Below are 26,028 nucleotides of genomic sequence, written 5' to 3' on the forward strand. Positions count from 1 at the left end.
TACACCCATTATATAGATTTGCCCGTTCCCGGACAACGTGTCATCCCCATGCCCTTATGAGCGGGGACATTCCCGAATCGGATTATCCGACAATCAAAGCGTAGGCGATCCCCGGCCCGTGAACGCCGATGGTCAGGTCGTTCTCGATGTCCGAGGAGCGGCTCGGTCCCGAGATAAAGTGCACCCCAGCCGGCAGCCCCTCCCCGGCGCTGCGGGACAGGCGGCCCATAACCTCGCCGAGCCGCGTCTTCATGCGCTCCGCCGGGACGATGGCGATCAGCAGATTAGGCAGGAGGGACACCGACCGTCCCTTCTCCGCCGATGATGTGACCACGAGCGAGCCGGTATACGCCACCGCGTCATCAACAAGCGCGATCCCGGCATCCGTATAGGCCGCAGCGGCCAGGGAGGCGTCCGGATCCTGCCCGTTCCACACCCGGTGTGCAAGCTCCGGTAAATGCTGTTCCAGCCGGAGCCCGGCCAGCTCCGGAAGGTCCTGGCGGATCGTTGACTGTGCCCCGTGCTCCTGCAGGATGCGGGTCACGACGCCGGACAGCTCCTCCCAGCCGGCCACCCGCTCGGTATGGCCGCCGGCGGCACGCCAGTTCCCCATAAAGCGCTCGATCCGCTCTTCATGCGTCAGCTCGTAGCGGTTCCAAAAATCCGGTGCGCCCCGATACGGATGCTCCGGCTTGCGGGATTCAGAAGCGCCCCCACGACCGAGACGGCTGGCGATATGGCCGATGAACCGCTTCTGCTGCTCCCGGGATTGCTGCTCCATTTTCTCCAAAAATGCCGGATCGGATGTGCTCATCGTTTCATCCCCCTTTCCTTCCGGCCGGCGACGATGCTCTCCATGCGGGACTTCATCGCTTCCGGCATCGGCGGGAGGCTGGCCCCAACCTCGGCGTCCAGCTGCGGCCAGCGTTCCCGGAACGATCTGCTAGGCAGCGCCGGAATGTGCCGGTACGCCGTCCAGCCCTTGAGCGGGCCGAATTGAGAACGGATATATCCGTCCCGGACCAGCAGCTTTTGGCCCGTCTGCCCGAGCTTCACCGCCTGCTTAAAGCGGCCCGAGCTCTTCATCAGCATCTTGAAGCCTTTCATCGCCAGCTTTTCGCCGGCTGCGGTATAACCCCTCTCGACCTTCCGGTTGCGCAAATAGACAAGCATGTCGTGCAGCGGAATTTTGACCGGACAGGCTTCATAGCAGGCGCCGCATAGACTGGAGGCGTTAGCGATGTCCTGCCACTCCTCGGTATTCTTGTTCAGCGCCGGCGTCAGTACCGCACCGATCGGCCCGCTGTACGTTCCGGGGTACGAATGCCCCCCGATATGGCGGTACACCGGGCAGGCGTTCAGGCATGCCCCGCACCGGATGCAGTTCAAGAGCTCCTGGAAATCCGGATCCCCAAGCTGCAGCGAGCGGCCGTTGTCGACGATGATGATATGCATCTCCTCCGGGCCGTCTCCATCCGCCGTCCGGCGCGGCCCCGTGATGCCCGACATGTACACGGTCAGCTTCTGGCCGGTCGCCGAGCGCGGCAGGAGCGTCGCCATCACTTCGAGGTCATCCCAGGTCGGAATAAGCCGCTCCATCCCCATCAGCGTAATTTGCGTTTTCGGCACCGTGCTCACCATGCGGGCGTTGCCCTCGTTTTCAAAAATAACGATCGATCCGCTTTCGGCAATGCCGAAGTTGGCCCCGGTTAGCCCGATGTCGGCTTCCAGAAACTTGTCGCGGAGCTTCCGCCGCGCAAATCCCGCCAAAATTTTCGTGTCCGGTGCCAGCGTCTCTCCCGCTTCCTTCGACAGCAGCTCGGCGATTTGATACCGGTTTTTGTGTATGGCCGGGATAATGATATGGGAAGGCGGTTCATTCGCCAGCTGGATGATGTACTCGCCCAGGTCGCTTTCAATCGATTCAATGCCGATGTCCTCAAACGCTTCGTTGATATGCACTTCCTCGGACACCATCGATTTGGACTTGACGACCGACTTGGCCTGCTTGTGCTTGGCAATCTCCACCGCGATTCGGGCGGCGTCCTTCGCCTCGGGAGCAAAATGCACATGCACGCCCTGCTCTCTGGCATTATTCACAAACTCGTTCAAATAATAGTCGAGGTGAGCGATCGTATGGGCCCGGATCTGCCGCCCCCGCTCCCTCCATTCCTCCCAGTTGCCGTGTTCCGCCGTCGCCGCCTTCTTGCCGTTTTTCAACTTTTCAGTCGTAAACTTGACGGCGTTAACGAGAAATTCGTCCTTCAGTGCGGTCTCCGCCCGCTCCTTTACGCTAGACCCCTGCGGTTTGCTCACGGTGCTTCACTCCCTCATACAGCAGTTCCGCCAGATGCATGACCCGGACCGGCTTGCCCTGATAATGCAGATTGCCGCCGATGTTCAGCAGGCAGCCCATGTCCAGCCCGACCAGCACCTCGGCCTCCGTCTCCAGCACGTGCTGGGTTTTCTCTTCGACCATCGCGCCCGAGATGTCGCTCATCTTGATGGCGAACGTTCCGCCGAAGCCGCAGCAGTCTTCCGCATAAGGGAGCGGAATCAGCTCCATGCCCTGGACGCTGGCCATCAGCTGCATCGGTTCGTCTTTGATGCCGAGCAGCCGGGAGCCGTGGCAGGACGGGTGATAAGTGACTCTATGGGGAAAAACAGCCCCCACATCCGTCACGCCCAGCACCTGGACGAGAAATTGGGTGAACTCGTACGTCTTCTCCTTCAGCGCCAGCGCTTTTTCCTGAAGCTGAGGCTCATGTTCAAACAGCTTGGGGTAATAATGATGGATCATACCGGTACAGGAGCCCGAAGGGGCGATCACAAAATCGCTGTCGTCAAACGCTTCCAAAATCGTCCGCGCCGAAGCTCTGGCTTCATCCCAATAGCCGCTGTTAAAGGCCGGCTGGCCGCAGCAGGTCTGCACCTGCGGAAAATCGAGCCGGACGCCGTACCGCGCCAGCAGGCGGGCCATCGCTTCGCCGATAGGCGGAAACAGCGCGTCGCTGATGCAGGTAATGAATAGCGAAACCTTCACGGTGTAATACCTCCTTTGCGGTTAACCTTCAAAGTCTGGCAGAGCGCCGGCAGAGCGCCGGTGTCTGCCGTGTGTTATGGCAAGAGAGGGAGCGGCTCCCGCCAAACATGCCTGTTCAGCTGGTACCTGCTCCCTTCTATCAGACGTGCAATCTGCGCCAGATTCCCCTGTAAGACCGACTGCCTACCGGGTAAATGCGGCCGGTACGCCGCCGTCGATCGTCAGCATGCAGCCGGTCGTCTTCTCCGACTTGGAGGAAGCGAAGTAGGCAATCCCTTCGGCCACGTCCTTCGGATAAATGTTGACCAGCAGCGTCGTTCTCTTCCGGTAATGCTCTTCCAGCTGATCCGGCTCGATACCGTAGGCCGCAGCCCGCTCGTTCCGCCAGTTGGAGTTCCAGATGGCCGATCCCTGCAGGATCGCATCCGGTAAAATCGTGTTGACACGGATGCCGTATTCTCCACCCTCAGCCGCGATGCAGCGGGCCAGGTGGGCTTCCAGCGCCTTGACGGAGCTGTAGGCCGTCACATTCTTGCCGGCATACACCGAATTTTTCGAGCCGACAAACACCATGCTGCCGCCGATCCCCTGCTCCTTCATCTGCTTGAACGCTTCTCTGGCTACCAGGAAGTAGCCCGTGCCGAGGACGTTCATGTTCAGATTCCATTCCTTCAGGGAAGTTTCGTCAAACGGACTCGAAGTGGCAAGCCCGGCATTGTTGACGATGATGTCCACGCCGCCGTAGGTCAAAGCCGTTTCGGCCAATGCGTCCCTTACCATGTCCTCCTGGGTTACGTCCATCTTGACAGCCTTGGCCCGGCCTTCGCCGTATTTGGCATTGATCTCGGAGGCCACTTTTTCGGCGCCTTCCAGGTTCAGGTCGGCCAGGACGACATGAGCTCCCTCCGACACAAAGCGGCGTGCCGTTTCGCTGCCGATGCCGCCTGCGCCGCCGGTAATAAAGGCGACCTTGCGGGAGAACTCCGCTTCCGCCGGAGCCAGGGACAGCTTGTAAAGCTCAAGCGGCCAATATTCCACGTTGTAGGATTCGTTCTCGCTTAAGGATACGAATTGTCCCAAGGCTGTAGAACCTTTCATCACCGCGATCGCCCGGTGGTACAGAGCGCCGCTGACCCCCGCCATATCCAGGCTCTTGCCGGTGTTGACCATGCCGATCCCCGGAATGAGGATGACGCGCGGAGCCGCCTCGGACATAACATCGCCCTCATTTTTGTTCCGTTCAAAATAGGCCTTGTACTCTTCCTTATAGGCTTCGACGCCTTGACGCACAGCCGCTTTGAGGGAATCGGCATCGCCGTTAGCCGGATCCCAGTCGATATACAGCGGAACCCGCTTCGTATGCACCAGGTGATCCGGGCAAGCCGCTCCCACCTGGGAGAGCTCCTTCGCATCACGGCTGTTGACGAATTGCAGCACGTCTTCGGCATCGTCGTAGGTGACGATCATTTTTTTGCTGTCGCTGACCGCGCCGCGGATCACAGGCAGCACTTCGGCCAGAAGGGCTTTGCGCTTCACAGGCGCCAGCGCCGCCGTCTTTTGCCCGCCAAACACCTTCTCTTCCTGTACTTTTGCGGCAATATACGCTTCCGCTTTTTGGATCATGGCGATCGTCTGGTTGTAGGATTCCTCGGACGTCTGGCCCCATGTCACCAGACCGTGCTTCTCCATCAGCACCAGCTGGGCATTCGGATTGTTCCGGACGCCTTCGGCGATCATTTTGGACAGCGTAAACCCGGGACGGATATACGGCACCCATACGAACGTATCGCCGTAGATTTCTTGGGCGATTTCTTTGCCGTTATCCGCGCAGCACAAGCTGATAATCGCATCCGGGTGGGTATGGTCGACGTGCGGATACGGAAGAAATGCATGCAGCAGCGTCTCGATCGACGCTCTCGGATGCTTGCTGTCGATCATGCAGTGGGACAGGTAAGCCACCATCTCCTCATCCGACATTTCATCACGCTCAATCAGCGGACGAATATCCTCAAGCCGCAGGCCGGTAAAATGCTGCGCTTTCATCGTCGCCAGGTCCGAACCGCTCCCTTTTACCCACATGACCTCTACATCACGGCCGCGAAAGTCCTGCTCCACCGTCTTTAGCGATGTGTTGCCACCGCCCCAGTTGCAGACACTTCGGTCGCTGCCGATCAGGTTGGACCGGTACACCAGCTGGTCGACGCCGGCTTTTTGCCGGGAAGCTTCATCGGAATTCCATCGATTTTGTACCATGATAAGGATAACCTCCAATAAGTTCTTTTGTTTTTGTTTGTTTGTATTTGTATTGGTTTGATTATAGCAGACATTGTTTTGTTTTTATACCCCTTTTTCATCAAAAAACAAATAAAAACGCAGCAGATCCGAAAAATACAAACATTTTCCGAACCTGCCGCGTTCATTGAGCCAGGCTTCATCCATATTCATTTGGTATTCCAAGATCTCCCTCAGCGGGCACCAACCCGTCGGCTCAACCCGATTCCGCGCCGCCCCTTGCTTCGGGAGCTGCGGCCCGAATCCTCCGGCTTGCTGCTGTTTTCCTTCGGCTTCACGGCCAGCAGGCTCAGCAGAACGCCAATCGCCGCTACGACAGCCATCGTACCAAACAGAATCCAGTGGGTGCTCTTCATGAGCAGGGATACTACCGGAGGGCCGAGAGATACCCCGATATACCTCATGCTGCTGTATAGAGAAGTGATCGTTCCGCGCTGCTTTTCCTCAATCCCTTCGGTGATCAGTGCGTCCATGCAGGGAAGGGTGGTGCCGATGCCTGCTCCGCAGACCGAGAAAAAGATCAGGAGAAACGTAATCTGGCTGCTGAATCCGGCAATAACGAGTCCGGCCGTCAGCAGCACCATGCCTGCAAAGCCGGTCCATTTCATACGCTTTTTGTTTTTGCCGATGACTTTCCCGGCGATAAACGAGCACAGACACAACACTGCGAGCGGAATCGCCAGCACGAGGCCTTTAACGATTCCGTGCATGCCGTACTTGGTTTCCAGCGTCTCCGATAAAAAAAACAGCACGCCGAACGTAATAAACATGCTGATCCCGCCAATGGCGAAAATAGCGTACAGCCAGCGCCCTTTTTCACGCAAAATGTCCTTCGTGTCAGACAAAAATTCCTTGATTGACGTTTTGTTTTCGTTTTTCTTCTTAGGCGTTTTGACTAAAAAAGCGACCATGATCAGCGAAATGATGCAGAGAACGGGGATCGCGAGAAAAGGCAAAAACCAAACCAGCAGAGCCAGTGCGGATCCGAGAATCGGACTGACCACTTTGCCGAACGTATTCGAAGTTTCGATGATCCCCAAGCTTTTGCTGACATCGTCTTCATCATCAAACATATCGCCTACAAGCGGAAGCACGATCGGGAAAGCGCCCGCTGCACCGATACCCTGCAGGAATCTGCCACCAAGAATGATCCAGTAAGCGGTGGCTCCGTCCGTCCACCAGGCGGCCGCCCCCGATATCGCTCCTCCCGCCGCGGCAATCATCAAGCTGGGGATAATGACGGTTTTGCGTCCGAACCGGTCTGATAAATAACCCGCAATCGGAATCAGCACGATCGCCACAACGCCAAACACTGTGATCAGCATGCTGACCTGAAAGGCGCTGACGTGCAGCTTTTGCGATATCTCGGGCAAAATGGGAATTAACATGGAGTTGCCAAGCGTCATAATGAGCGGTATCGAGGCAAGTGCCACCAGATCCCATTTTTTGTCTTCCATGACAAAACCACCTTTACGTTCGATGATAAATCATGTTTTATTGTGGTTCTTTTCAGTCACGGATATGCATGCGCTCCCAGTTCAGGCTTGGTAATTACATCTCCTCGATTCGGCTTAAAACACGGCTATTGCTCTGATCTCTAAAAAACCGGACCGCAGCCATCTGCGGTCCGGTCCTATCCCTAAGCTGCCTCAGCAGCCCGTTACTTTAATGTGATTGTGATGGAAGAAGCGCCGGCCGCAGGTGTAATGACTGCGCCGTCTTCGCCGCTTGCCGCCGTGCCCTGATCTACGGACGCCACACCGCCGATACCTCGGAGCACGAGCGTCCAAGGCTTGCCGGCCCCGGAGGCCTTCACTTCGATGACATTGCCGCTGCGGGATGCGGTTACGCTGAGCTCTTGTTCGGCCAGCGTATTCACGATGTCGGCCTGCGCCGAAGCGCCGTCGCCGAGCTCGAACAGATGCAGCGAGACGCCGTCGGCATAGTCGTAGTCCGGTCTGCTGTCTTCTTTACCCACCGCAAGGAGGGTGTTCGGCTTAATCATCATCGGCAGGGTCATGTATCCGTGGTTCTCGCTGTACCACCGGTTACCTTCCAGCACCTCGCCTGTCAGGTAGTTCGTCCACTTGCCTTCCGGCAGGTAGTATTGAACGTCGCCTTCTTTATTGAAGATCGGAGCCACCAGAATCGAATCGCCCAGCATGTACTGCGTATCCAGCGTGAAGCAGGTCGGATCCTGCGGATACTCCAGTACCATGGCTCTCATCATCGGCAGGCCGCGTTCCGTGGATTCCACCGCCGAGTTGTAGAGGTAAGGCATGATGCTGCATTTCAACTTCGTGAACTTGCGCACCACGTCGACCGCCTCTTCGTCAAACAGCCAAGGCACCCGGTACGATGTGCTGCCGTGCAGGCGGCTGTGGGACGAGAGCAGGCCGAACTGCACCCAGCGCTTGTAGATATCCGGCGGAGCCGTATTTTCGAAGCCGCTGATGTCATGGCTCCAGAAGCCGAAGCCGGACAGGCCGAGCGACAGGCCGCCGCGGACCGTCTCCGCCATCGACTCGTACGTCGCGGAGCAGTCGCCGCCCCAGTGAACCGGGAACTGCTGGCCGCCGACCGTGGCCGAACGGGCGAACAAAGCGGCTTCCCCTTTACCCAGCTTGTCCTCCAGCACTTCAAATACCGCCTTGTTGTACAGGAAGGTATAGTAGTTGTGCATTTTCACCGGATCGGATCCGTCGAAATAAACGACATTGGTCGGAATTCTTTCGCCGAAGTCGGTTTTGAAGCAGTCGACACCCTGGTCGATCAGCACTTCGAGCTTGCTCTTGTACCATTTCACCGCATCGGGATTCGTGAAGTCCACCAGGCCCATGCCGGCCTGCCACAAATCCCACTGCCATACGGAACCGTCCGGCGTTTTCACCAGGTAACCGTTCTCCATGCCTTCATCGAACAGGTACGATTTTTCCGCGATGTACGGGTTGATCCAGGCGCAGATCTTGAGCCCCTTGTCTTTCAGCCGTCTCAGCATGCCTTCCGGATCCGGGAACATATCCTTGTCCCACTCAAAGTCGCACCACTGGTATTCCTTCATCCAGAAGCAGTCGAAGTGGAAGACGGAGAGCGGCAGATCGCGTTCGGCCATGCCGTCCACGAAGTGGTTGACGGTCGCTTCATCGTAATCCGTGGTAAAGGATGTCGTCAGCCATAATCCGAACGTCCAGGCCGGCGGAAGCGCAGGCTTGCCCGTCAGCTTCGTGTAGTTGTCCAGCACGTCCTTCGGCGTGGCGCCGCCGATGATGAAGTATTCCAGATATTCGCCTTCGACGCTGAACTGCACTCTGGATACGTTTTCAGAAGCAATCTCATAAGATACCTTTTCCGGATGGTTGACGAACACGCCGTAGCCTTTGCTCGACAGGTAAAAAGGAATGTTCTTGTACGACTGCTCGCTGCTCGTGCCGCCGTCCTCGTTCCAGATTTCCACCACTTGGCCGTTCTTTACAAACGGGGTGAAGCGTTCGCCGAGGCCGTAAATGTACTCACCGACGCCCAGGTCAAGCTGCTCGCGGTAGTATGCTTTTTTATCCGGATCCTGGATATACGCAGGCGCTCTCCAGCCGCTGCCGGTAATCCGCTTGCCGGCATAGTTGAAATCGATGTTCCAGCCCTGCTTGCGGTTGACCTGCACGCTCAGCTGGCCGCTGGTCAGCACCGCGGTCTCTTCATCCACCGAAATTTGCACATCGGTATCGCTTGGGAACAATTCGAACGCAGGACCTTTGTTTACTTTTCCTTTATGATGAAACAGCTTAACGCGGATCACATCCGGCATCGGGGAGCTGAAGTCGGCCTTGAGCAGCGTACCGTTCAGCGTGTCGCCCTTGGTCGCAATGATTTTCGTCGCCGCGAAAACCGTCATGGAGTCGCTTGTATGGGTAATATCGCGGATATCCGCAGGGTTTTGTACGTTATAGCCTTCCCGGATCAACCAGTAACCGTCCGTGAATTTCATGGTTTCGTCCCTCCTAGAGTTTATACTATAATAATATTGATCTAATGAAGAGATTTCTTACGCTATTTTGACCAAATATATTAATATATTGATATTTACTAGGAATGGAAGTGACATCATATGAATCGAGAAACGCTCAGGGAGAACCGCGTGCACGGACACCCTCTGTATCCCGTCAGCATCTACCCCAGAGTCGAGCAGCTCAACGGGCAGAGCATTCTGGACTGCCACTGGCATGACGAAATGGAATTTATCGTGCTGCATCAAGGCAGCGCCGTCTTTCAGCTCGATATGACGTATGTGGAGGTCCGCGCAGGCGAAGCCTTATTCGTCAACAGCGGGGAAATTCACTCCGGGATGCTGACCTCGCAAGAACCGTGCATCTTTTCAGCGGTCGTGTTCAGCGCCGATCTGCTCAGCAGCCCGGACTTTGACATCATTCAGGAGAAATATATCGATCCCTTGATAAAAAAAAGCTTTAGGCCGCGCCAGCACATCACCGGAAACTCGGAATGGGAAAAGGATATTTTGGACTCGCTGCATCGGATTATCTGCGAAAACGAAGCCAAAGTGCCGGCTTACGAGCTGTCGACGAAAGCGCACCTGCTCCGGATCTTCGCCCTGCTGTCGGCCCAGGCGCCGCTGGGCGAAAACAGCAAAAGCCGCCCCACCGGAAGCCATGACAAGGTGGAGCGGCTGAAGACCGCGCTTCATTATATACATGATCATTACGCCGAGCCGCTTAAGCTCAAAGAGCTGGCGGGACAGATCAACATGAGCGAAGGGCATTTCTGCCGCTTTTTCAAACAGATGACCCAGAAGAGCCCGGTGGAATACGTCAACCATTACCGGGTGCTCAAGGCATGTAAGCTGCTGGAGAACACCGACAAAAAAATCGTCGAGGTCGCCATGGATGTCGGCTTTGACAACCTCAGCTACTTCATTACCGTCTTCAAGCATCATAAAGGCTGTACCCCGTCCAAATACCGCAAGCCGTTCGAGGAACAGGCTTACGTGCTGACGGAACCCGTGTGAACCCGCCGGATTTGCCCGGACTACCGGTCCACGCCTGACTCTAGGCCAAAACGTATTTATCTTCCGCCACATCCGTGATGAAGCGGCTGGGCTCGCCCAGGCTATATACATGGAGCTGATGCATCGCCCGGGTACAGGCCGTATAGAACAGCTTCCGTTCGGACTCCCGGCTGTATTCGCCTTCCGACGCGTCATAGATGATGACCGCATCAAACTCGACCCCTTTTGCCAAGTAGGATGGAATGACCAGCGTCCCGTTAGCGAAGGAAGGGGTCGTTTTCGTGATCTTTTTCAGCGGCAGGCGGTTCTTCAGCGCTTCGTAGACCGACTCGGACTCCTCCGCCGTTTTGCAGATGATGGCCGTGTGCTCATAGCCTTTGGCGTTCAGCTCCATAATGTCCGTGACGATCCGGTCATGAAGCTCTTCCCGGTCCTGCTGAACCCGTACGAGCGGCTTCTCCCCGTTCCGGTTAAACGGCACGATCGCTTCCCCGCCCGGCATCATGCTCCGGGTAAAATCCACGATCTCATACGTCGAACGGTAGCTGCGGGTCAGCGAAATGACCTCCGTCTCTTCCGGGCCGTACAGCTCCTGCAGAGAGGCTAGACTGCCGCCAAGAACCCCGGTGTGCGGGTAGATTCCCTGGTTCAGGTCGCCCAGCGCCGTCATGCGCGCCCGCGGGAACAGCCGCTTGAGGTATTCCAGCTGGAACGGAGAATAATCCTGAACTTCGTCGATGAACACGTGCCGGATCAGGCTGTTGACCTGAAAGCCCTTCATCAGCTCCTGCATGTACAGATATGGCGTCGCATCCTCGTAGGACAGCCTTCCTTCCATGAGATCCTGAACCGTCTGGGCGCCGATCTCATGATACCGCTCCGGCAAATCGCCTGTACCGCTGACCCGGGCAAACAGCTCCTCATTGACGAACAGCTCACGGTACAGTGCCTTGACGTCGACAAACCGCTTGCGCTTGATCCATTTGCGGACCGGCTTCAGCCACTCGTTGACGATCATTTTGGCCAGCAGGTTCCGTTCGCGCTCGTGATCGTCGAAGGTGTCTTTCTTGGACGCAAGCTTTCTGCGGACATGCGTGTACGCCTTTTGGTATTCCTCCGCGCTGAGCAGCTCAATCTGGTCATCGACCCAAGCCGCCTTCCGCTCCTGCTTTGCAAAGGCGGCAAGCTCCTTCTGCAGCCACTCCCGCATCAGCTCGATCCGGTTGGCCAGGCGGACCGCAGGGTCATAGCTGTAAAATTTCTCTTTCATCGCTTCAGCCGAAACGATCAGATGCCCCTTGAAGCGGATCGGCTTAAAGATCATGCCGTCATGCTCCAGATAATCCTTGTAGCTGCGGATGATATTCAGGAACGCCGGCGAGGCCTTGAAGGCGATCGACGCCTTTTTATTCTCCAGCCACTCACCTTCCTCCGCATTCAGAATCGACTCCATTTGCGAAAACACGTCTTCCAGGTCGAATTCCTTGCTGAGCCGGTGTTCCAGGTATGCCTGGAACGTCGTCTGCATCATGTTCTCCTCGCCCAGCTCCGGCAGGACGGTGGAGACATAGCTGTTAAACAGCGGGTTGGGGGAAAACAGAAGCACCTGGTCGGCCTTCAGAATTTCCCTGTATTTATAGAGCAGATAGGCGACGCGCTGCAGGGCCGCAGACGTCTTGCCGCTCCCGGCCGCCCCCTGCACGACCAGCATCCGGCTCTTGTCGTTCCGGATCACGGCGTTCTGCTCCTTCTGAATCGTCGCCACGATGCTTTTCATCTGGCTGTCGGAGCTGTGGCTGAGCACCTGCTGCAGCAGCTCGTCGCCGATTGTGACGCCGGTGTCGAACATGACGTCGATCCTGCCGTCCTTAATGACGAACTGACGCTTCAGCTCCATCGTCCCTTCAATTTCGCCGCCAGGTGTCAGGTAGGAAGCCGGCCCGGGCGCACCGTCGTAATACAGGCTGGAGACGGGAGCCCGCCAGTCGTACACGAGGAAGGTCTCCTGGTCATCATCCAGGAACGAAGCGATGCCAAGGTAAATCTGTTCCGTCTGCTTCTGTCCCTTTTCCGTAAAATCAATCCGGCCGAAATACGGCGATTTCTCCAGCAGCCGCAGCTTCTTCAAGGATTCAAAAGCCTGCAGATGGCTGCGCTCGCGCTCCGACAGCACCTGGGACTGCTGTCGCAAGCTGGTCGAGGTCTCCCCGAGGTCGTCGGCGCTGCTGAAGTTGACGCGGACCTCATCCCAGAAATCCTTTCTCAGCTCCACGACATCTTCCCGGACCGTTCCGACCTCCGCTTCAAGCGCTTTTTTGCGGCGGGCGATTTTGCCGGTGACCTGAGTAACCCGCTCCTGCTCCTGCTGCCAGTCCTGATCGTTTAAATCCATGCCGATATCCATCCCCTTTTTAATGTTTGACAAACCCATCCCAATGTGATAAAATCCGTATAGGATTATTATTTTTATTTGTTTCGTTTTAGAGTCACAAGTTCTATATTACCAACTTTTAAATTGTAAATCAATGCAGGATAAGGGGAGCCTCCGGCTCCCCTTTTTGGCGTACCTCGTCCTTCTAGGAGGGCTCTGGCATCGCCCCGATTTTCTTCGTGACTCAACCTGTATCTTATTATAATTCGCGGACGGCCCGTCCGTTTCCTTTTACTTCACCCAATCTTTGCCCACTAAAAAGACCGGCGGGGCCATTTATGGCGCCCGCCGGTTCGGATGTTGTCCGCCCTCTTCAAATTCCTTGCTTAGCTCCGGAACAGCGGCACGATCTCAATGCCATCCGCCGAAATTCGGACCAGCCCTTTATCCGACAGCCGCAGCTCCGGAATGACGACCAGCGCCAGAAGCGACAGCGTCATGAACGCGTTGTTCAGCAGGCAGCCGGACTGAATCAGCGCCTGGCTGATCGCTTCGGACTGGCTCGCGACCGTTTCAAACGGCTGATCGGACATCAGGCCGCCGACCGGCAGCGGGAACTCCGTCCGGCCCGTGCGCGTGAGCATCACGACGCCGCCCTGCATCTCGGCCACGCGGTTTCCAGCCTGCGCCATCAGCCGGTCATCATTGCCGATGACCGTTACGTTATGGCTGTCATGGGCCACGGTCATTGCGATAGCTGCCGGTTCTTCAAAGCCGATCCCCGCCACGATGCCGAGCGCATGGCCTCCACCTTGACCGTGGCGTTCAAATACCGCCATTTTGCAGAGGCCGCTCTCCGGCGTAACGCGAAGCGCCGAATTATCCACCGGCACGTTCACCCACGTTTCCTTCGTCTCCACATGATTCTCCACGACCCCAATCGCCCGGACCTCAACCGTTCCGTCCGTCTGCGGCGCGGCGATGACCAAATCCCGTTCTTCAATCGGATGCCCCAATTTGACGGTGCCGTACGCCTCTGGCGGTATGGCATATGGCTCCCACTCGGCGGTCATGCGGCCTTCCTCCGCCACAACCTGTCCGGCCGCGATCGTCATCGTGACGTTCACGTCGGCCAAATTCCCGTCCAGCAAAATGATATCCGCGCAGAGCCCGGGAGCGATCGCTCCGATATCCCTGGCCACTCCGAACCGTTCTGCCGTATTGATCGTGGCCATCTGGAAGGCCGTTACCGGCTTGACGCCCTGCGCAATGGCGTGGCGGACGACAAAATTCATATGCCCTTCGTTCATCAGCGACTCAGAGCTACGGTCGTCCGTGACCAGAATCATGCGCCGGGTATCCAGGCCGCCTTCGGTATGCGCCTTGATGGTGGCCGCAACGTCATGCCAGGCCGAGCCCTGCCGCATCTTGGCGTACATGCCGAGCCGGACGCGCTCGATGACATCCTCCGCGCTCACGCATTCATGGTCTCCATCAATGCCGCTTGCTGCATACACCGGAAGCCTCCAATCCCCGGAACTCCATGTAAAATGGCCGTCCGCGTATTTCCCGGCCCGCAGCGTCGCCTCGATCTCCCCGATCATTTTGTCGTCGCCGTATACGACGCCGGGAAAGTTCATCACTTCGCCCAATCCGATCATATCCGGCCCCCAGCTGAGCGCTTCCGCCACTTCTTCAGGACCGATGTAAGCCCCGGTGGTTTCCAGCCCGGGGTGGGTCGACGGCACGCAGGATGCGACCTGCATATAGGCGGCCAGAGGTGTCGTTCTGGCTTCCTCCAGCATGAAGCGAAGGCCCGGCAGTCCGAGGACGTTCGAAATTTCATGCGCATCGAAAAACCCGCCGGTCGTGCCCAGCGGAAGCACCGCTCTGGCGAATTCGGTTGCCGTAAGCTGCGTGCTCTCAATATGACAATGTCCGTCCAGCAGTCCGGGCGCTGCATATTTGCCTCCGGCATCAATGACAACGGTCCCTTCGCCGATGGTATGGCTCACGTCCTTGCCGACATAAGCGATCCGCGGCCCCTGTACCGCAATGGACATCTCCGGCACGATTTCGCCTGACAAGACGTTGACCAGTCTCACGTTCAGGATGACGAGGCTTGCTTTGCGGTCCCCGCGGGCGGTGGCGACCAAATCCCGGACACAGTCGGCCATCGGGAGTCTTTTCCAAGTGTTGTTGTGCATTGTAAACCCTCCAGTCTCTCTATCTCTCGATTGATGTCTGTAACTTTATCCATGCTGCCGGACGGCATTAGGTTAGTCATATTATATATCCGAACAGGGACGAAAACTTTACATTTCTTAAGATTTTCTTGTAGGGCAATTAAAGTTTGATGGTTAGACTGGTAAAAGAATGAAAGGTATTCAAAACGGATAAACGAGGTATGGTGCCATGAAATCAAAGCAAAAGCAAAAAAGAAAACTGATTGCGCTGGCGCTGCTGTCGAGCTTGACGGTGGCCGCGGCCGTCAGCCTGATCCGGTTTCCTATGATTACGATCAAGGCGCAGGCAGCCGTTCTTATGGATGCGGAGAGCGGAAAGGTATATTATGAGCATAACGGGTCTCAATCACTCCCCCCGGCCAGCATGTCCAAAATGATGACGGAGCTGCTCGTGCTGGACAGCATCCATCAGGGGCGAAGCTCCTGGGATGAGCCTGTCACCGCCAGTCGGTATGCCGCGAACGTGACGGGTTCCGAGATCGGACTCCGCGAAGGCGAGACGCTGACGCTGCGCCAGCTGTTTGAAGCGATGGTCGTGCACTCCGCCAACGATGCGGCGGTGGCCATTTCCGAACATATCGGCGGCAGCGAGAAAGAATTCGTCAAACGGATGAACGCCAGGGCCAAGGACATCGGCCTGTCCCCCCAAGCCGTTTTCGCCAATGCGACTGGACTGACCTCAAGCGATCTGCGGCAGTTCAAGTCGGCGTCTTCGCGGGGAGAGACGATGCTGAGCGCGCAGGATGTGGCCAAACTGGCAAAGTGCCTCATTGATTCCTACCCCGAAATTTTAAATATTACGCAGAAGGCCGATGTCAGCATCCCCGAGAAGCGAATTACGCTGCATACGACCAACGCGATGCTCCCCGGCGAGCCTTACGCCTATCCGGGCAACGACGGCTTCAAAACCGGGTATACGGAGCGGGCCGGGTACTGCTTTACCGGAACGACCGAAAAGGACGGCAAGCGGGTCATTGCCGTTGTTATGGGAGCGCCCGACACCGAGACCCGGTTCCAGGACGCCGCGGCCATGTTCGATTACGCCTTTGAGCATGCGGACAATCCTGCCCGCAGCTGGCTGACCCGAACGGTCCGCTCCGTCTCGAACTTATAGACAAGCACTGATGGAGGTTTATGCATGCGCAACATTATGGTCGTCGACGACGACAAGGAAATCGCCAATCTGATTTCGATTTATTTGCAAAATGAAGGTTTTCACGTCATCTGCGCCTATCATGGCGAGGAGGCGCTCCAGCTGCTGAACGAGCATCCGGTCGACCTCATCGTGCTGGACGTGATGATGCCCAAACTGAACGGCCTTGAGGTGTGCCGCCAGGTTCGGGAGAACGAGTCAACCATTCCGATTCTGATGCTCAGCGCCAAGACCGAGGATATGGACAAAATTCTCGGCCTGATGACGGGTGCCGACGATTACATGATCAAGCCGTTTAATCCGCTGGAACTGACCGTGAGGGTCAAAACGCTCCTCCGGCGTTCTTTTCAATATAATGAACCGAAAGAACAGACGGATTCCACCCTTCGGATTCACGATGTGGAGATCAACCGGTCTTCCCATAAGGTGACCGCCCGCGGGACCGACGTACAGCTCACCGGCCGTGAATTCGATATTCTCCACCTGCTCGCCTCCCATCCGGGAAGAGTGTTCAGCGCCGAGGAAATTTTTCAGCGGGTCTGGAAGGAAAAGTATTACGTCTCCAACAATACGGTCATGGTTCACATCAGCAACCTCCGGGACAAACTGGAGAAAGAACTGGGCTACAAGCTGATCCAAACCATGTGGGGAGTTGGTTATAAAATCGATGCGTAGCATATTTAACAAGCTGCAGTGGAAAATCGTCACGTTATTTTTCCTCAGCGTCGCCCTGACGTTCGCTACGTTGGTGATCGTCAAGCCGATTCTGCAGGCGGTGTACGACAATCATTTCAAAGCGCTGTATCCCTTTGTGGAAGCGATCATCCGGGTCAACCGGATTTTTGGGTTTTCCGTGTGGCAGGCCGTCGTCGTCATTATGCTGTTCATTTTTTACTGCATGATTCTAAGCTGGGGCACGACCCGGAATTTGACCAATATCATCCGCGGAGTTCAGCGCATGTCTTCCGGCAATACGGATGTCCAGATTCCGGTTCGCTCCAAGGATGAGCTCGGGCTGCTCGCCGGGCAGATCAACGCGCTGGTCTCCCAGCTGGAAGCCTCCAGGGAGGAGGAGCGTCTGGCGACCCAGGCCAAAAACGATCTGATCACCAACGTTTCCCACGATCTCCGCACGCCCCTGACGTCGATCATCGGCTATCTCCGGCTGATTGAGGAAGACAAATACAAGGACGAGGTGGAGCTGCGGTACTATGTCAATATCGCCTATGAAAAATCCAAACGGATGAATCGGCTCGTGAACGATCTGTTTGACTATACCCGGATGGGCTTCGGCCAAATTCCGCTGCACCGCACCCCTATCGATCTCGTGCAGCTGATCGGTCAGCTGACCGCGGAATTTTCGCTCCAGCTGCGCAACCAGGACATGGAGATCGTCTTCTCGCCGCCGCAGGAGAAGCTGATGATCCAGGCCGATGGCGACAAGATCATGCAGGCGTTTGAGAACCTCATTACCAATGCGATGCGCTATGGTAATGACGGGAAGCAGATCCGCCTCGAGGCCAAGAAGTCGGAGCAGGAGGCCGAGGTCCGGGTCATCAACTACGGACCGCCGATCCCGCCGATGGACCTCCCTTATATTTTCGAACGCTTCTACCGCGTCGAGAAATCGCGTTCCCTGGACACCGGCGGCGCCGGTTTGGGGCTGGCCATCGTCAAGAGCATCATCGAGCTTCATGACGGACAGATTAATGCTTCGAGCAACACGGCGGAAACGGCGTTTATCGTGAAGCTGCCGCTGATCGATCTGAAGGCTTAGCAACTGAAAACCCCGGTCAACTGCTTCTCTGCCGCAGATGACCGGGGTTTATGCATTTCTTTATTTTTTAATCCACGATGCCCAAAATCCGGATTCATCGTCATCGGTTTTGTGATAATGCTCGACCAATCGGTTAAGCCGCTCCAGCTGATACCCGTAATCGTACATCGTGGCCCCCACGATGGATAAGCGCAGCCTGCCTTCGGGCTCCTCGATAGCCAGGCTCAGCACGCCCTGGATAAACGCGGTGTTTTCCTGGTCCAGCTGTGAAGCCTCCAGGCAGTTCGGCTTGAGCTTCTCCTCGAATTTGAGCAGGATGTGCTCGTGAAACTTGATCAGCCGCTCCAGCTGTTCGTCAAAGATCCGGTCGGTGCCGGCTTCCCGGTCCGACTGGAAATAATGCTCCTCCACCGCGTCCAGCACTTCGCGCCCTTTCCGCAGAGCATTCAGCATCTGCTTATAGACGACCAGCAGCCGGGTCTGGCTGAAGGAGGCCCGCTTCATCTTCTTCTGCTCCTCTTCAAACAGCTGATATTTGCTCGACAGCGATTTGATGGCATCCTCCAGCTCGCGCTTTTTATCACGGAACACATTTTCCTTGATTTCGTCCGAAATGGCCGTCCGCATGAGCAGCGACATCCGGTCGAACGTATTTTGGATCTGCCCGATAAACTGCTGCTTGGGCTTCGGCGGAAACAGCAGAATATTAATCAAAAAGGCCGAAACGATGCCGATCAAGCTGAGTGAGAACCGGGTTAGCGCAAACTGCCATTGCCCGGAGGCCTCCATCACGGCAATGACCGTAACCAGCGTCAGGCCGATCGTATCGCCCATCTTCAGCTTAAGGCATATCATGATGACCAGGATGCACACCAGGCCGACGGCAATCGGCTCGTTCGAGAACACCTGGCCTGCCAGCAGTGCCAGAACCGCTCCCAGTGTATTGGTCTGGAGCTGGTCCAGAAAGTACCGCCATGAGCGGTAAATCGACGGCTGCATGGCAAAGATGGCCGCCACAGCCGCCATCACCGGCGAAGACAAGTTAAGCCAGATGCTGATATATAAAGCGAGGGTAACCGCGATTCCCGTCTTTAACATCCTCGCGCCAAAAGTCACGCTCACCCCTCCTAATTCCATCGATGTATAGATTGAACTATAGTTTTCATTTTTCTATATAGTACATATTGTATCGTCTTCCCGAATTAATTACCCGGTGGAGCCCTTTGTGATACCAAACCAAATATTACAGCCCAGCCCGAGGGCCCAGCATCTTTGAATATACATGTATGTTTTTCCAAATCAGGCGCATAATAGGACAGAAAAATAAAGCCTGACCCAATTCAACCAAGAGGTGAACTGACATGAATCCAATCAAAAATGCGCTGCTGGCCGGTGCACTGGCCTGCATCGTGTTCGCCGGATCCGACGGAATCGCTTTCGCCGCCGACCCGGCGCCTGTTACTCCCCAAACGGACGACTCCCCATCTGCCCATATAGCTACGCCGGATCAGGACCGGAAGGAGAACGGCCATCACATCCGCCATGGACATCACGGCCGCAAGTACATTCTGCTTAAAGACGCTGCGGATCTGCTCGGCATGAGCGTCCAGGATCTCAGCAAGGAATGGAAGCAGGGCAAAACGCTGCAGCAGATCGCCAAGGAGAAAAAAGGCTGGAGCGGCGACGAGCTCGTCAAGAAGATGACAGCCGTCCAAAGCTCCAAAATCGATGCCGCCGTCAAAGCCGGCAAAATGACCCAGGAGCGTGCCGATCAGCTCAAGCAGAAGCTGCCCGCTTCCTTGAAGCGGTTTACCGAGCGGACGTACCGCCCGCACTCGGACCGCACTCAGCCGGGTTCCTATTCGCACATCTAACGAAAGGATATCCGCACAATAAAATCCTAACATCAACCGTTAGGATTTTTTGTGCGGTATTTTTTTGTTCTTCTTGGCGGCTCCAGCGGGTTCATCTTTCGGCCCGTTGACCGGCACCTCGAGCAGATCCAGCAGGAACATGAACACCGGCACGCCGAGAATAAGCCCCCACACCCCGAAGAAGTGCTCGGAGATGATCAGTACAGCAAACGTATAAAATATCGGCAGATGCGTTTTATCCGACATAAACTTCGGATTCATGACGTACGCCTCGAACGCGTGCAGGACGGCCACCATGATCAGGACGTAAACGACCTTCATCACTCCGCCGATGCTGAACGCGATGGCACACAGCGGCACCAGTGAGACGATCACCCCCATGACCGGCACGAGGCCGAGCAGGAAGATCATCAGCCCGAGGGCGAACAGGTTGGGAAATCCGAGGATCCACAGAAACAGCGTGGAAGCCGCTGCGTTAATAATGGAAATCAAAAACTGGACCTCGATCACTTTTCCGAAAGAAAACGTAAATTTTTTCCCGAAGTAAGCTAATTCATCATAAAAGTAGGCGAATTTGCTGCTTCTGAACTTATCCGTGAAATGGGTCACTTTCTCTTTCTCCAGCATAAAGAACAAGCTCATGATGATCGCGATGGCAAAATTGATGCCGAACTTGCCGATGTTGGAGATCGTTCCGGTCAGCAGGTTGTAGCCCTGCTTGACGTACTGCGAAATATCAATCTTATGGATGTATTCCAGCACGTAGTCCATGACTTTATTGTCGGTAAGCTCCAGCGGCTTGCTGTAAAACGAAATAACCTGGTTGATCAGCACGTTCAGTTCACCCAGCAGCTTCGGAGCATATTGATAGGTTCCGATCGACAGGGCTCCAAGAAAGACGGCATAAATGATTAGTACTGCGATCTTCTTGCTGATTCCCATTCGGTTCGTAAACCGCCGGGTGAGCGACGAATGAATCCGGTTCACCAGGTACGTAATGATGAAGGTAATCAGAATGAGGTTCATCATGCTCCGGAAGACATACAAAAACAGCACGAGCAAAATGAGGACCATCACTTTTTTAACGGCAGGCAGTTGAATAAAATCTCTTAGCGACGTCATCGGACCGAAGCCATACACCCTTTCCTTTAAAAGATCTTTATGCAATCATATTACGCGAGCGAGGCGTTTTCATGCAAGTTTCTGCCGCCTGATGTACGGTTTTCATTTCCTGGCCCCTATGGCCTCGGCTTCCAGTACTTTTCAAAGATATAAATGGACAGCATCAGCCACGTTGCGCTCGCCAAATACCCGCCGAAGACGTCGCTCGGATAATGCACCCCGAGATAGATCCGGCTGATCCCGATCAGCAGCGTCAGGGCCACCCCGATAACGATCATCGCAATTCTTCCTGCCAGCGCGGGAATATGCCTCCACAGCAAGTAGGTCAGCGTCCCGTACAGGGCGAACGCAGCCATCGAGTGCCCGCTCGGAAAGCTGAATCCGCTGATTTCGATCAGTCGGTGCGTGGTGGGGCGCTGCCGCTGCATCCAATTTTTGATGATGATATTCCAAATTTCCGATCCCCCCACGGACAAGAGAAACATCAGCAGCTCCTTGCGGTGCCGCAAAACCAGCCACAGAAACAGGAACGCGATCACGCTCAGCAGCGTCGCTACAAGCGATGACCCAAGAAAGGTGAAGCCCTTCATGATCCGGGTCAACCCCTCATTCTCCATCCCCTGAACTGCATCGATGATCGATTGGTCAAACCAGGCGATCCGGTCCGCTCCGACCAGGACCATCATGATCACGAACAGCACGCCCAGCACCAGGCTCATAACTAACAGCTTATTCAGCCGTCCTTGATTTGCTCTCATATCTATATGTACTCCTCTCTCTACAAACCCCCGCTTCTGCCATGCGGTATGACTTTAATATTATCCATGAAGACCCGGCCTTTGTCACGCTTATCCGGAAGCAGAATTTGCCAGCTGTAGCATAAGCAAAAAGCACCGGCAAAGCCGGTGCTTAAGGCAAAACGTTATTGGACTGGAGCGGTATGGCCTGATGTGGGGAATCAATTAAAGAATTAGAATCCTTTATATTGAGGCTCCTCGTTTTCAAGCTGTTGTACCCGGCTTTCCACCTGCTGCACGATTTGCTGGGTTTGCTGGGCAGCTTGAGAGAACAGGTTTTTAGCTTCCTGGTTTTGCGTGCTGAGAGCAAACGTCTCCAAGCTGGCTTGGGCGCTTTTCAGGGATGCAAGTGTCGTTTTGACTTGGGATGCAACGGTCATTGTTACTTTCACCTCCTTTACAGGATAAGTACGAAACATAATCTAACCTGCCTGAAATCAAAAAATTCATAAAACGAGAAGATGCTGCAAATAATTTTGTTATCCGCGTTTAAAGCAAAGATCTGGAATGGAGGAATTTATAGATATGCCGGATTGGATAGAGGTTATCGTTCGGACTTTGGCTTCTGTGGTCTTTCTGTTTGCCTTGACCCGTCTCTTGGGCAAAAGACAAATCTCCCAGCTGTCCTTCTTCGAGTACATTACGGGGATCACGATCGGTGACCTGGCGGCCTCCATCTCGCTTGATTTGAAAGCCACCTGGTACCTTGGCGTCATTTCCCTCGCCGTGTGGGTAGCCGTTTCGCTCATGATTGAATTTTTGCAGTTAAAGAGCAAGAAAGCACGGGATTTCATTGACAGCACCAGTACCGTGCTGATCAAGGACGGCAAGATCATGGAGGACAATCTGAAGAAGGAGCGGCTGACGAACGAAGAGCTTATGGAGCAGCTCCGCGGGAAAAACGCCTTTAAAACGGCGGAGGTCGAGTTTGCGATCATGGAGCCGAACGGACAGATCAACGTGCTGATGAAAAAAGAAAATCAACCGCTGACCCCCACCCATCTCGGCATCAAGGTCGGGCCGGAGAGCGAGCCGCAGACGGTCATTCTGGACGGCAAAATCATGGACGAGCCGCTGGCTACAAGGGGCCTGAACCGGCGCTGGATCCATACCGAGCTCGAAAAGCTGGGCGTATCGCTGGACAACGTCTTTATCGGGCAGGTGGATGCGTACGGACAGCTGTACGTCGACCTCTTCGACGATCAGATCAAGGTTCCCGAGCCGCAGCAGAAAGCGATGCTGTATGCAGATCTCAAAAAATGCCAGGCGGACCTGGAGATGTACGGACTTTCGACCAAAAACGAGCAGAACAAGGCGATGTACGAGCAGGTGTCGGCCCAGCTGGAGCAGGTTATCTCGGACGTCAAGCCATTATTAACCCGTTAGGAGTGAAGCATCATGGTCAGCAAAAAGAAAAAGAAACTGACGCCTGTCCAGCAGGAATACCAGGAATTGGCCAAAAAGCGCGAGCCCAGCAAGTTTACGTTCAAAAATTTATACAGGGCCTTTCTCGTCGGCGGCCTGATCTGCCTGCTCGGACAGGCGGTGCAGCAGATGTTTATCCACTGGTGGGGCTTTGAGGAAAAGGCGGCCTCGAGTCCGACCGTAGGCGTCATGATCATCATCTCCGTCATTCTCACCAGCTTGGGGGTATATGACAAAATTGCCCAGTGGGCGGGCGCAGGAACCGCAGTCCCGGTCACCGGCTTCGCCAACGCCATGGCTTCGGCGGCGATCGAGTACCGCCGGGAAGGCCTCGTGCTCGGCATCGGCGGCAGCATCTTCAAGGTGGCCGGACCCGTCATCGTGTTCGGTTCGGTCGCAGCCTTTTGCGTCGGCATCGCCTACATCATTTTTGATCCTAATATTGTAGGGGGGTAAGGATTCATATGCTGAAAGGCCATCAAAGCTGGGTGTTCGAGAACAAGCCTTCCATCAAGTCGAAAGCGGCGATCGTCGGCCCGTTTGAGGGTCAGGGTCCGCTGGCCGACGATTTCGATATTATCCACGGCGACATGTATTTGGGACAGGACAGCTGGGAGAAAGCCGAAAAGGCTTTAATGGAGGAAGCGGCCAAAATGGCGGTGCAGCACGCCGGACTGACCGAGGGGCAAATCCAGTTTTTTCTCGCCGGCGACCTGATGAACCAGATTATCAGCAGCAGCTTTTCCGCGAGAACGCTGGCCATTCCTTATCTCGGCCTGTTCGGCGCGTGCTCCACGTCGATGGAGAGCCTCGCGCTGGCCTCTTATATCGTCAACTCGGGCGGGGCAAAATACGTGCTCTCCGGAACGTGCAGCCATAATGCCAGCGTGGAGAAGCAGTTCCGGTATCCGACCGAGTACGGCTCCCAAAAGCCCCCCACGGCTCAGTTTACGGTGACCGGGGCCGGCGCGGTCGTCCTGTCGCAGGACGGGGACGGGCCATATGTCACTTCCGCCACGATCGGCCGTGTGGTCGACATGGGCATCAGCGACCCGTTCAATATGGGCGCGGCAATGGCGCCGGCAGCGGTAGACACAATGGAAGCGCATTTCCGCGACCTGCAGATCGAGCCGGGTTACTACGACCTGATCGTTACCGGCGACCTGTCCAAGGTCGGGTATCAAATCGCCAACGATCTGCTGAAGAAACATAACATTCCGATTCATCAGACGACCTATTCGGACTGCGGCATGATGATTTACGATTACGGTAAACAGAATGTTCAGGCCGGGGCCAGCGGCTGCGGCTGCTCGGCGGTCGTGACGTACGGCCACCTGCTGAACCGGATGCAGCGCGGCGAGCTGAACCGCATCCTCGTCGTAGCGACAGGCGCCCTGCTCTCCCCCCTCTCCTATCAGCAGAAGGAGAGCATTCCTTGTATTGCGCACGCTGTATCGATCGAACGGCAAAAATAAGGCAAATAGCTATGGCCGCTCCCGGGGCATTCCTGTCCGGAGCGGTCTTTTATTTGGCCACATCGTCTGCTTCCTGATTAAAACCGCCGCAAACAGCCGAATCTTAAAACAGGATTAAAAAAAATCTGTCACAATTTATGTCTTCTTAAGGATTATTTACGGCAAATCTGGTAAAGTGAACCCATAAGCGTTTTGCATATATTAAAGGAGGACAAGATTTAATGACAGACAAAGAAAGAGAATCGTTAAACAACGAAGAGCTGAACAATACCGAAACAACGGGGGAATCATCTGAACGGACCAGCAAACCGGCAGCCCCTTCCGAGAGCGGCGCACCGGTCCTCAGCGAAATGAAACGCGACGGCGAGACGCCGGCGAAGCCGAATAAAGAGAAGACGCCTGCTCCCAAAGCGTCTGCTGCGGCGTCCGGTCCTGCTCCGAAAGCATGGTCCGGCGGAACTGGCAAGGTATGGATGGCCGTATCGCTCGTGCTTGCCGTCATTCTCGTCATTGTGCTGATCAAGCCTCCTTTTAATTCGGGTAGCAACCCGACGGTAGCGACGGTCAACGGCACGGACATTAAAAAGGACAAGCTCTATGACGCACTGGTGGACGCCGGCGGCAAACAGACGCTGGACAGCCTCATCACGGAAGAGCTGGTCAACCAGGAAGCCAGCAAAAAAGGCATTAAAGTAACCGATGCCGATGTCACCAAGGAAATGGACGATATCAAGAAGGGCTTCAGCAGCGAAGAGGAATTCCAGATGGCTCTGCAGCAGTCGGGCATGTCGGTGGAAGACCTGAAGAAGCAAATGAACATGCAGGTGCAAATCCGCAAGCTGCTCGAACCGGAAGTCAAAGTGACCGACGACGATATCAAGAAATATTTTGATGAAAATAAAGCATCCTTCAACACACCGGAAGAAGTCAAAGCTTCCCACATTCTGGTGAAGACGAAGGAAGAAGCCGAAGGCATCCTAACGCAGCTCAAGGGAGGCGCCGATTTCGCCACGCTGGCAAAAGAGAAATCGATCGACCCAGGCTCCAAGGACAACGGCGGCGACCTAGGCTTCTTTGCCAAAGGTGTGATGGAAGCACCGTTTGAAGAAGCGGCGTTCAAGCTGCAAAAGGGCGAAATGAGCGGCATCGTGCAGTCCAGCAACGGCTACCATATCATCAAGGTTACCGACCGCAAAGCGGCTCACACGGCTACGCTTGACGAGAAGAAGGCTGACATCAAGGAAACGCTGATCACGCAAGGCATTTCTTCCAAAGCGTCGACCTGGATTGCCGACCTCAAATCCAAAGCCAAAATCACCAACTCGCTGGACGATTCGGCTAACGCGGCAACCGATACGGCTGCAGGCGCAGGCGCCGCCGATACAGCGGCAAATACAACGAAATAACAGCTTGTTATCGAAGAAGCCCGAGGATCA

Annotated in this window: 21 protein-coding genes; 9 read left to right on the forward strand and 12 right to left on the reverse strand. The window is 55.5% G+C overall.

Annotation, left to right across the window (positions count from 1 at the left end; translation table 11 throughout):
- Window positions 1–82 precede the first annotated feature (82 nt).
- The 6 genes from K2F33_RS29445 to yicI form a co-directional block, all read right to left on the reverse strand.
- Window positions 83–814 carry a LutC/YkgG family protein gene (locus K2F33_RS29445; RefSeq protein WP_263880297.1) on the reverse strand — a complete coding sequence of 244 codons (732 nt, stop codon included), beginning with the start codon at window positions 812–814 and terminating at the stop codon, window positions 83–85.
- Window positions 811–2,316, reverse strand: coding sequence for a LutB/LldF family L-lactate oxidation iron-sulfur protein (locus K2F33_RS29450; RefSeq protein ID WP_152402108.1), 1,506 nt, complete (start codon window positions 2,314–2,316; stop codon window positions 811–813). Before K2F33_RS29450 ends, K2F33_RS29445 begins: the two co-directional genes overlap by 4 nt.
- Window positions 2,294–3,043: a (Fe-S)-binding protein gene (locus tag K2F33_RS29455; protein WP_076168430.1), complete on the reverse strand. Its 750-nt coding sequence runs from the start codon at window positions 3,041–3,043 to the stop codon at window positions 2,294–2,296. Before K2F33_RS29455 ends, K2F33_RS29450 begins: the two co-directional genes overlap by 23 nt.
- Window positions 3,044–3,226: 183 nt before the next feature.
- Window positions 3,227–5,296 carry a bifunctional aldolase/short-chain dehydrogenase gene (locus tag K2F33_RS29460; RefSeq protein ID WP_263880298.1) on the reverse strand — a complete coding sequence of 690 codons (2,070 nt, stop codon included), beginning with the start codon at window positions 5,294–5,296 and terminating at the stop codon, window positions 3,227–3,229.
- Window positions 5,297–5,508: 212 nt separating this feature from the next.
- On the reverse strand, window positions 5,509–6,792 hold the full coding sequence (locus tag K2F33_RS29465) for a bacillibactin exporter BcbE (RefSeq protein ID WP_263880299.1): 1,284 nt from the start codon (window positions 6,790–6,792) through the stop codon (window positions 5,509–5,511).
- Window positions 6,793–6,995: 203 nt separating this feature from the next.
- Window positions 6,996–9,317, reverse strand: coding sequence for an alpha-xylosidase (gene yicI, locus K2F33_RS29470; RefSeq protein ID WP_263880300.1), 2,322 nt, complete (start codon window positions 9,315–9,317; stop codon window positions 6,996–6,998).
- 120 nt (window positions 9,318–9,437) lie between these two features.
- Between yicI and K2F33_RS29475 the strand changes: the two genes are divergently transcribed.
- On the forward strand, window positions 9,438–10,352 hold the full coding sequence (locus K2F33_RS29475) for an AraC family transcriptional regulator (protein ID WP_263880301.1): 915 nt from the start codon (window positions 9,438–9,440) through the stop codon (window positions 10,350–10,352).
- Window positions 10,353–10,392: 40 nt separating this feature from the next.
- On the opposite strand, the gene helD is transcribed toward K2F33_RS29475, so the two are convergent.
- The gene (gene helD / locus K2F33_RS29480) at window positions 10,393–12,744 is read right to left on the reverse strand and encodes an RNA polymerase recycling motor HelD (RefSeq protein ID WP_263880302.1); all 2,352 of its coding nucleotides are present in this window, start codon (window positions 12,742–12,744) and stop codon (window positions 10,393–10,395) included.
- A gap of 365 nt (window positions 12,745–13,109) precedes the next feature.
- Window positions 13,110–14,930, reverse strand: coding sequence for an adenine deaminase (locus K2F33_RS29485; RefSeq protein WP_212983159.1), 1,821 nt, complete (start codon window positions 14,928–14,930; stop codon window positions 13,110–13,112).
- A 208-nt stretch (window positions 14,931–15,138) separates the two neighbouring features.
- On the opposite strand from K2F33_RS29485, the gene K2F33_RS29490 reads away from it, so the two are divergent.
- From K2F33_RS29490 to K2F33_RS29500, 3 genes are read left to right on the forward strand one after another with little or no spacing between them, the layout of a single operon-like run.
- Window positions 15,139–16,083, forward strand: coding sequence for a D-alanyl-D-alanine carboxypeptidase family protein (locus K2F33_RS29490; protein WP_076168448.1), 945 nt, complete (start codon window positions 15,139–15,141; stop codon window positions 16,081–16,083).
- 24 nt (window positions 16,084–16,107) lie between these two features.
- Complete coding sequence (locus K2F33_RS29495) at window positions 16,108–16,797, forward strand: response regulator transcription factor (RefSeq protein ID WP_263880303.1); 690 nt, start codon at window positions 16,108–16,110, stop codon at window positions 16,795–16,797.
- A complete protein-coding gene (locus tag K2F33_RS29500; RefSeq protein WP_263880304.1) occupies window positions 16,790–17,899 on the forward strand; it encodes a sensor histidine kinase in 1,110 nt (369 codons plus the stop codon). Before K2F33_RS29495 ends, K2F33_RS29500 begins: the two co-directional genes overlap by 8 nt.
- Window positions 17,900–17,959: 60 nt before the next feature.
- Here the strand turns inward: K2F33_RS29500 and K2F33_RS29505 are convergent, their stop codons facing one another.
- Window positions 17,960–19,015 (reverse strand): aromatic acid exporter family protein, encoded by a 1,056-nt coding sequence (locus K2F33_RS29505; RefSeq protein ID WP_076168456.1) that lies wholly within the window; start codon window positions 19,013–19,015, stop codon window positions 17,960–17,962.
- Between the two features lie 245 nt (window positions 19,016–19,260).
- Between K2F33_RS29505 and K2F33_RS29510 the strand changes: the two genes are divergently transcribed.
- A complete protein-coding gene (locus K2F33_RS29510; RefSeq protein WP_263880305.1) occupies window positions 19,261–19,773 on the forward strand; it encodes a hypothetical protein in 513 nt (170 codons plus the stop codon).
- Window positions 19,774–19,812: 39 nt separating this feature from the next.
- Here K2F33_RS29510 and K2F33_RS29515 read toward each other — a convergent pair whose 3' ends face one another.
- The 3 genes from K2F33_RS29515 to K2F33_RS29525 form a co-directional block, all read right to left on the reverse strand.
- Window positions 19,813–20,895, reverse strand: coding sequence for an AI-2E family transporter (locus tag K2F33_RS29515; protein ID WP_076169571.1), 1,083 nt, complete (start codon window positions 20,893–20,895; stop codon window positions 19,813–19,815).
- Window positions 20,896–21,011: 116 nt separating this feature from the next.
- Entirely contained in the window at window positions 21,012–21,653 is a 642-nt protein-coding gene (locus K2F33_RS29520) for a phosphatase PAP2 family protein (RefSeq protein WP_076168460.1), read from the reverse strand.
- A gap of 212 nt (window positions 21,654–21,865) precedes the next feature.
- Entirely contained in the window at window positions 21,866–22,072 is a 207-nt protein-coding gene (locus K2F33_RS29525; protein ID WP_076168463.1) for a DUF1657 domain-containing protein, read from the reverse strand.
- A 145-nt stretch (window positions 22,073–22,217) separates the two neighbouring features.
- On the opposite strand from K2F33_RS29525, the gene K2F33_RS29530 reads away from it, so the two are divergent.
- The 4 genes from K2F33_RS29530 (at window position 22,218) to K2F33_RS29545 (ending at window position 25,998) form a co-directional block, all read left to right on the forward strand.
- Window positions 22,218–23,078: a DUF421 domain-containing protein gene (locus tag K2F33_RS29530; RefSeq protein WP_076168465.1), complete on the forward strand. Its 861-nt coding sequence runs from the start codon at window positions 22,218–22,220 to the stop codon at window positions 23,076–23,078.
- 12 nt (window positions 23,079–23,090) lie between these two features.
- Complete coding sequence (gene spoVAC, locus K2F33_RS29535; RefSeq protein ID WP_076168467.1) at window positions 23,091–23,573, forward strand: stage V sporulation protein AC; 483 nt, start codon at window positions 23,091–23,093, stop codon at window positions 23,571–23,573.
- 8 nt (window positions 23,574–23,581) lie between these two features.
- Window positions 23,582–24,592, forward strand: a complete 1,011-nt coding sequence (gene spoVAD / locus K2F33_RS29540; RefSeq protein WP_076168471.1) for a stage V sporulation protein AD — start codon at window positions 23,582–23,584, stop codon at window positions 24,590–24,592.
- Between the two features lie 221 nt (window positions 24,593–24,813).
- Window positions 24,814–25,998: a foldase protein PrsA gene (locus K2F33_RS29545; protein WP_251674419.1), complete on the forward strand. Its 1,185-nt coding sequence runs from the start codon at window positions 24,814–24,816 to the stop codon at window positions 25,996–25,998.
- Window positions 25,999–26,028 lie beyond the last annotated feature (30 nt).

This window comes from Paenibacillus sp. PSB04 (assembly GCF_025809195.1).
Lineage (GTDB): Bacteria > Bacillota > Bacilli > Paenibacillales > Paenibacillaceae > Paenibacillus_AQ > Paenibacillus_AQ favisporus.

Excerpts from the sequence above, each read along its gene's own strand:
- K2F33_RS29445 (WP_263880297.1), bottom strand. The coding sequence starts at position 814 with ATGAGCACATCCGATCCGGCATTTTTGGAGAAAATGGAGCAGCAATCC.
- K2F33_RS29460 (WP_263880298.1), bottom strand. The coding sequence starts at position 5,296 with ATGGTACAAAATCGATGGAATTCCGATGAAGCTTCCCGGCAAAAAGCC.
- K2F33_RS29465 (WP_263880299.1), bottom strand. The coding sequence starts at position 6,792 with ATGGAAGACAAAAAATGGGATCTGGTGGCACTTGCCTCGATACCGCTC.
- yicI (WP_263880300.1), bottom strand. The coding sequence starts at position 9,317 with ATGAAATTCACGGACGGTTACTGGTTGATCCGGGAAGGCTATAACGTA.
- K2F33_RS29475 (WP_263880301.1), top strand. The coding sequence starts at position 9,438 with ATGAATCGAGAAACGCTCAGGGAGAACCGCGTGCACGGACACCCTCTG.
- helD (WP_263880302.1), bottom strand. The coding sequence starts at position 12,744 with ATGGATTTAAACGATCAGGACTGGCAGCAGGAGCAGGAGCGGGTTACT.
- K2F33_RS29485 (WP_212983159.1), bottom strand. The coding sequence starts at position 14,930 with ATGCACAACAACACTTGGAAAAGACTCCCGATGGCCGACTGTGTCCGG.
- K2F33_RS29490 (WP_076168448.1), top strand. The coding sequence starts at position 15,139 with ATGAAATCAAAGCAAAAGCAAAAAAGAAAACTGATTGCGCTGGCGCTG.
- K2F33_RS29495 (WP_263880303.1), top strand. The coding sequence starts at position 16,108 with ATGCGCAACATTATGGTCGTCGACGACGACAAGGAAATCGCCAATCTG.
- K2F33_RS29500 (WP_263880304.1), top strand. The coding sequence starts at position 16,790 with ATGCGTAGCATATTTAACAAGCTGCAGTGGAAAATCGTCACGTTATTT.
- K2F33_RS29510 (WP_263880305.1), top strand. The coding sequence starts at position 19,261 with ATGAATCCAATCAAAAATGCGCTGCTGGCCGGTGCACTGGCCTGCATC.
- K2F33_RS29515 (WP_076169571.1), bottom strand. The coding sequence starts at position 20,895 with ATGACGTCGCTAAGAGATTTTATTCAACTGCCTGCCGTTAAAAAAGTG.
- K2F33_RS29520 (WP_076168460.1), bottom strand. The coding sequence starts at position 21,653 with ATGAGAGCAAATCAAGGACGGCTGAATAAGCTGTTAGTTATGAGCCTG.
- K2F33_RS29525 (WP_076168463.1), bottom strand. The coding sequence starts at position 22,072 with ATGACCGTTGCATCCCAAGTCAAAACGACACTTGCATCCCTGAAAAGC.
- K2F33_RS29530 (WP_076168465.1), top strand. The coding sequence starts at position 22,218 with ATGCCGGATTGGATAGAGGTTATCGTTCGGACTTTGGCTTCTGTGGTC.
- spoVAC (WP_076168467.1), top strand. The coding sequence starts at position 23,091 with ATGGTCAGCAAAAAGAAAAAGAAACTGACGCCTGTCCAGCAGGAATAC.
- spoVAD (WP_076168471.1), top strand. The coding sequence starts at position 23,582 with ATGCTGAAAGGCCATCAAAGCTGGGTGTTCGAGAACAAGCCTTCCATC.
- K2F33_RS29545 (WP_251674419.1), top strand. The coding sequence starts at position 24,814 with ATGACAGACAAAGAAAGAGAATCGTTAAACAACGAAGAGCTGAACAAT.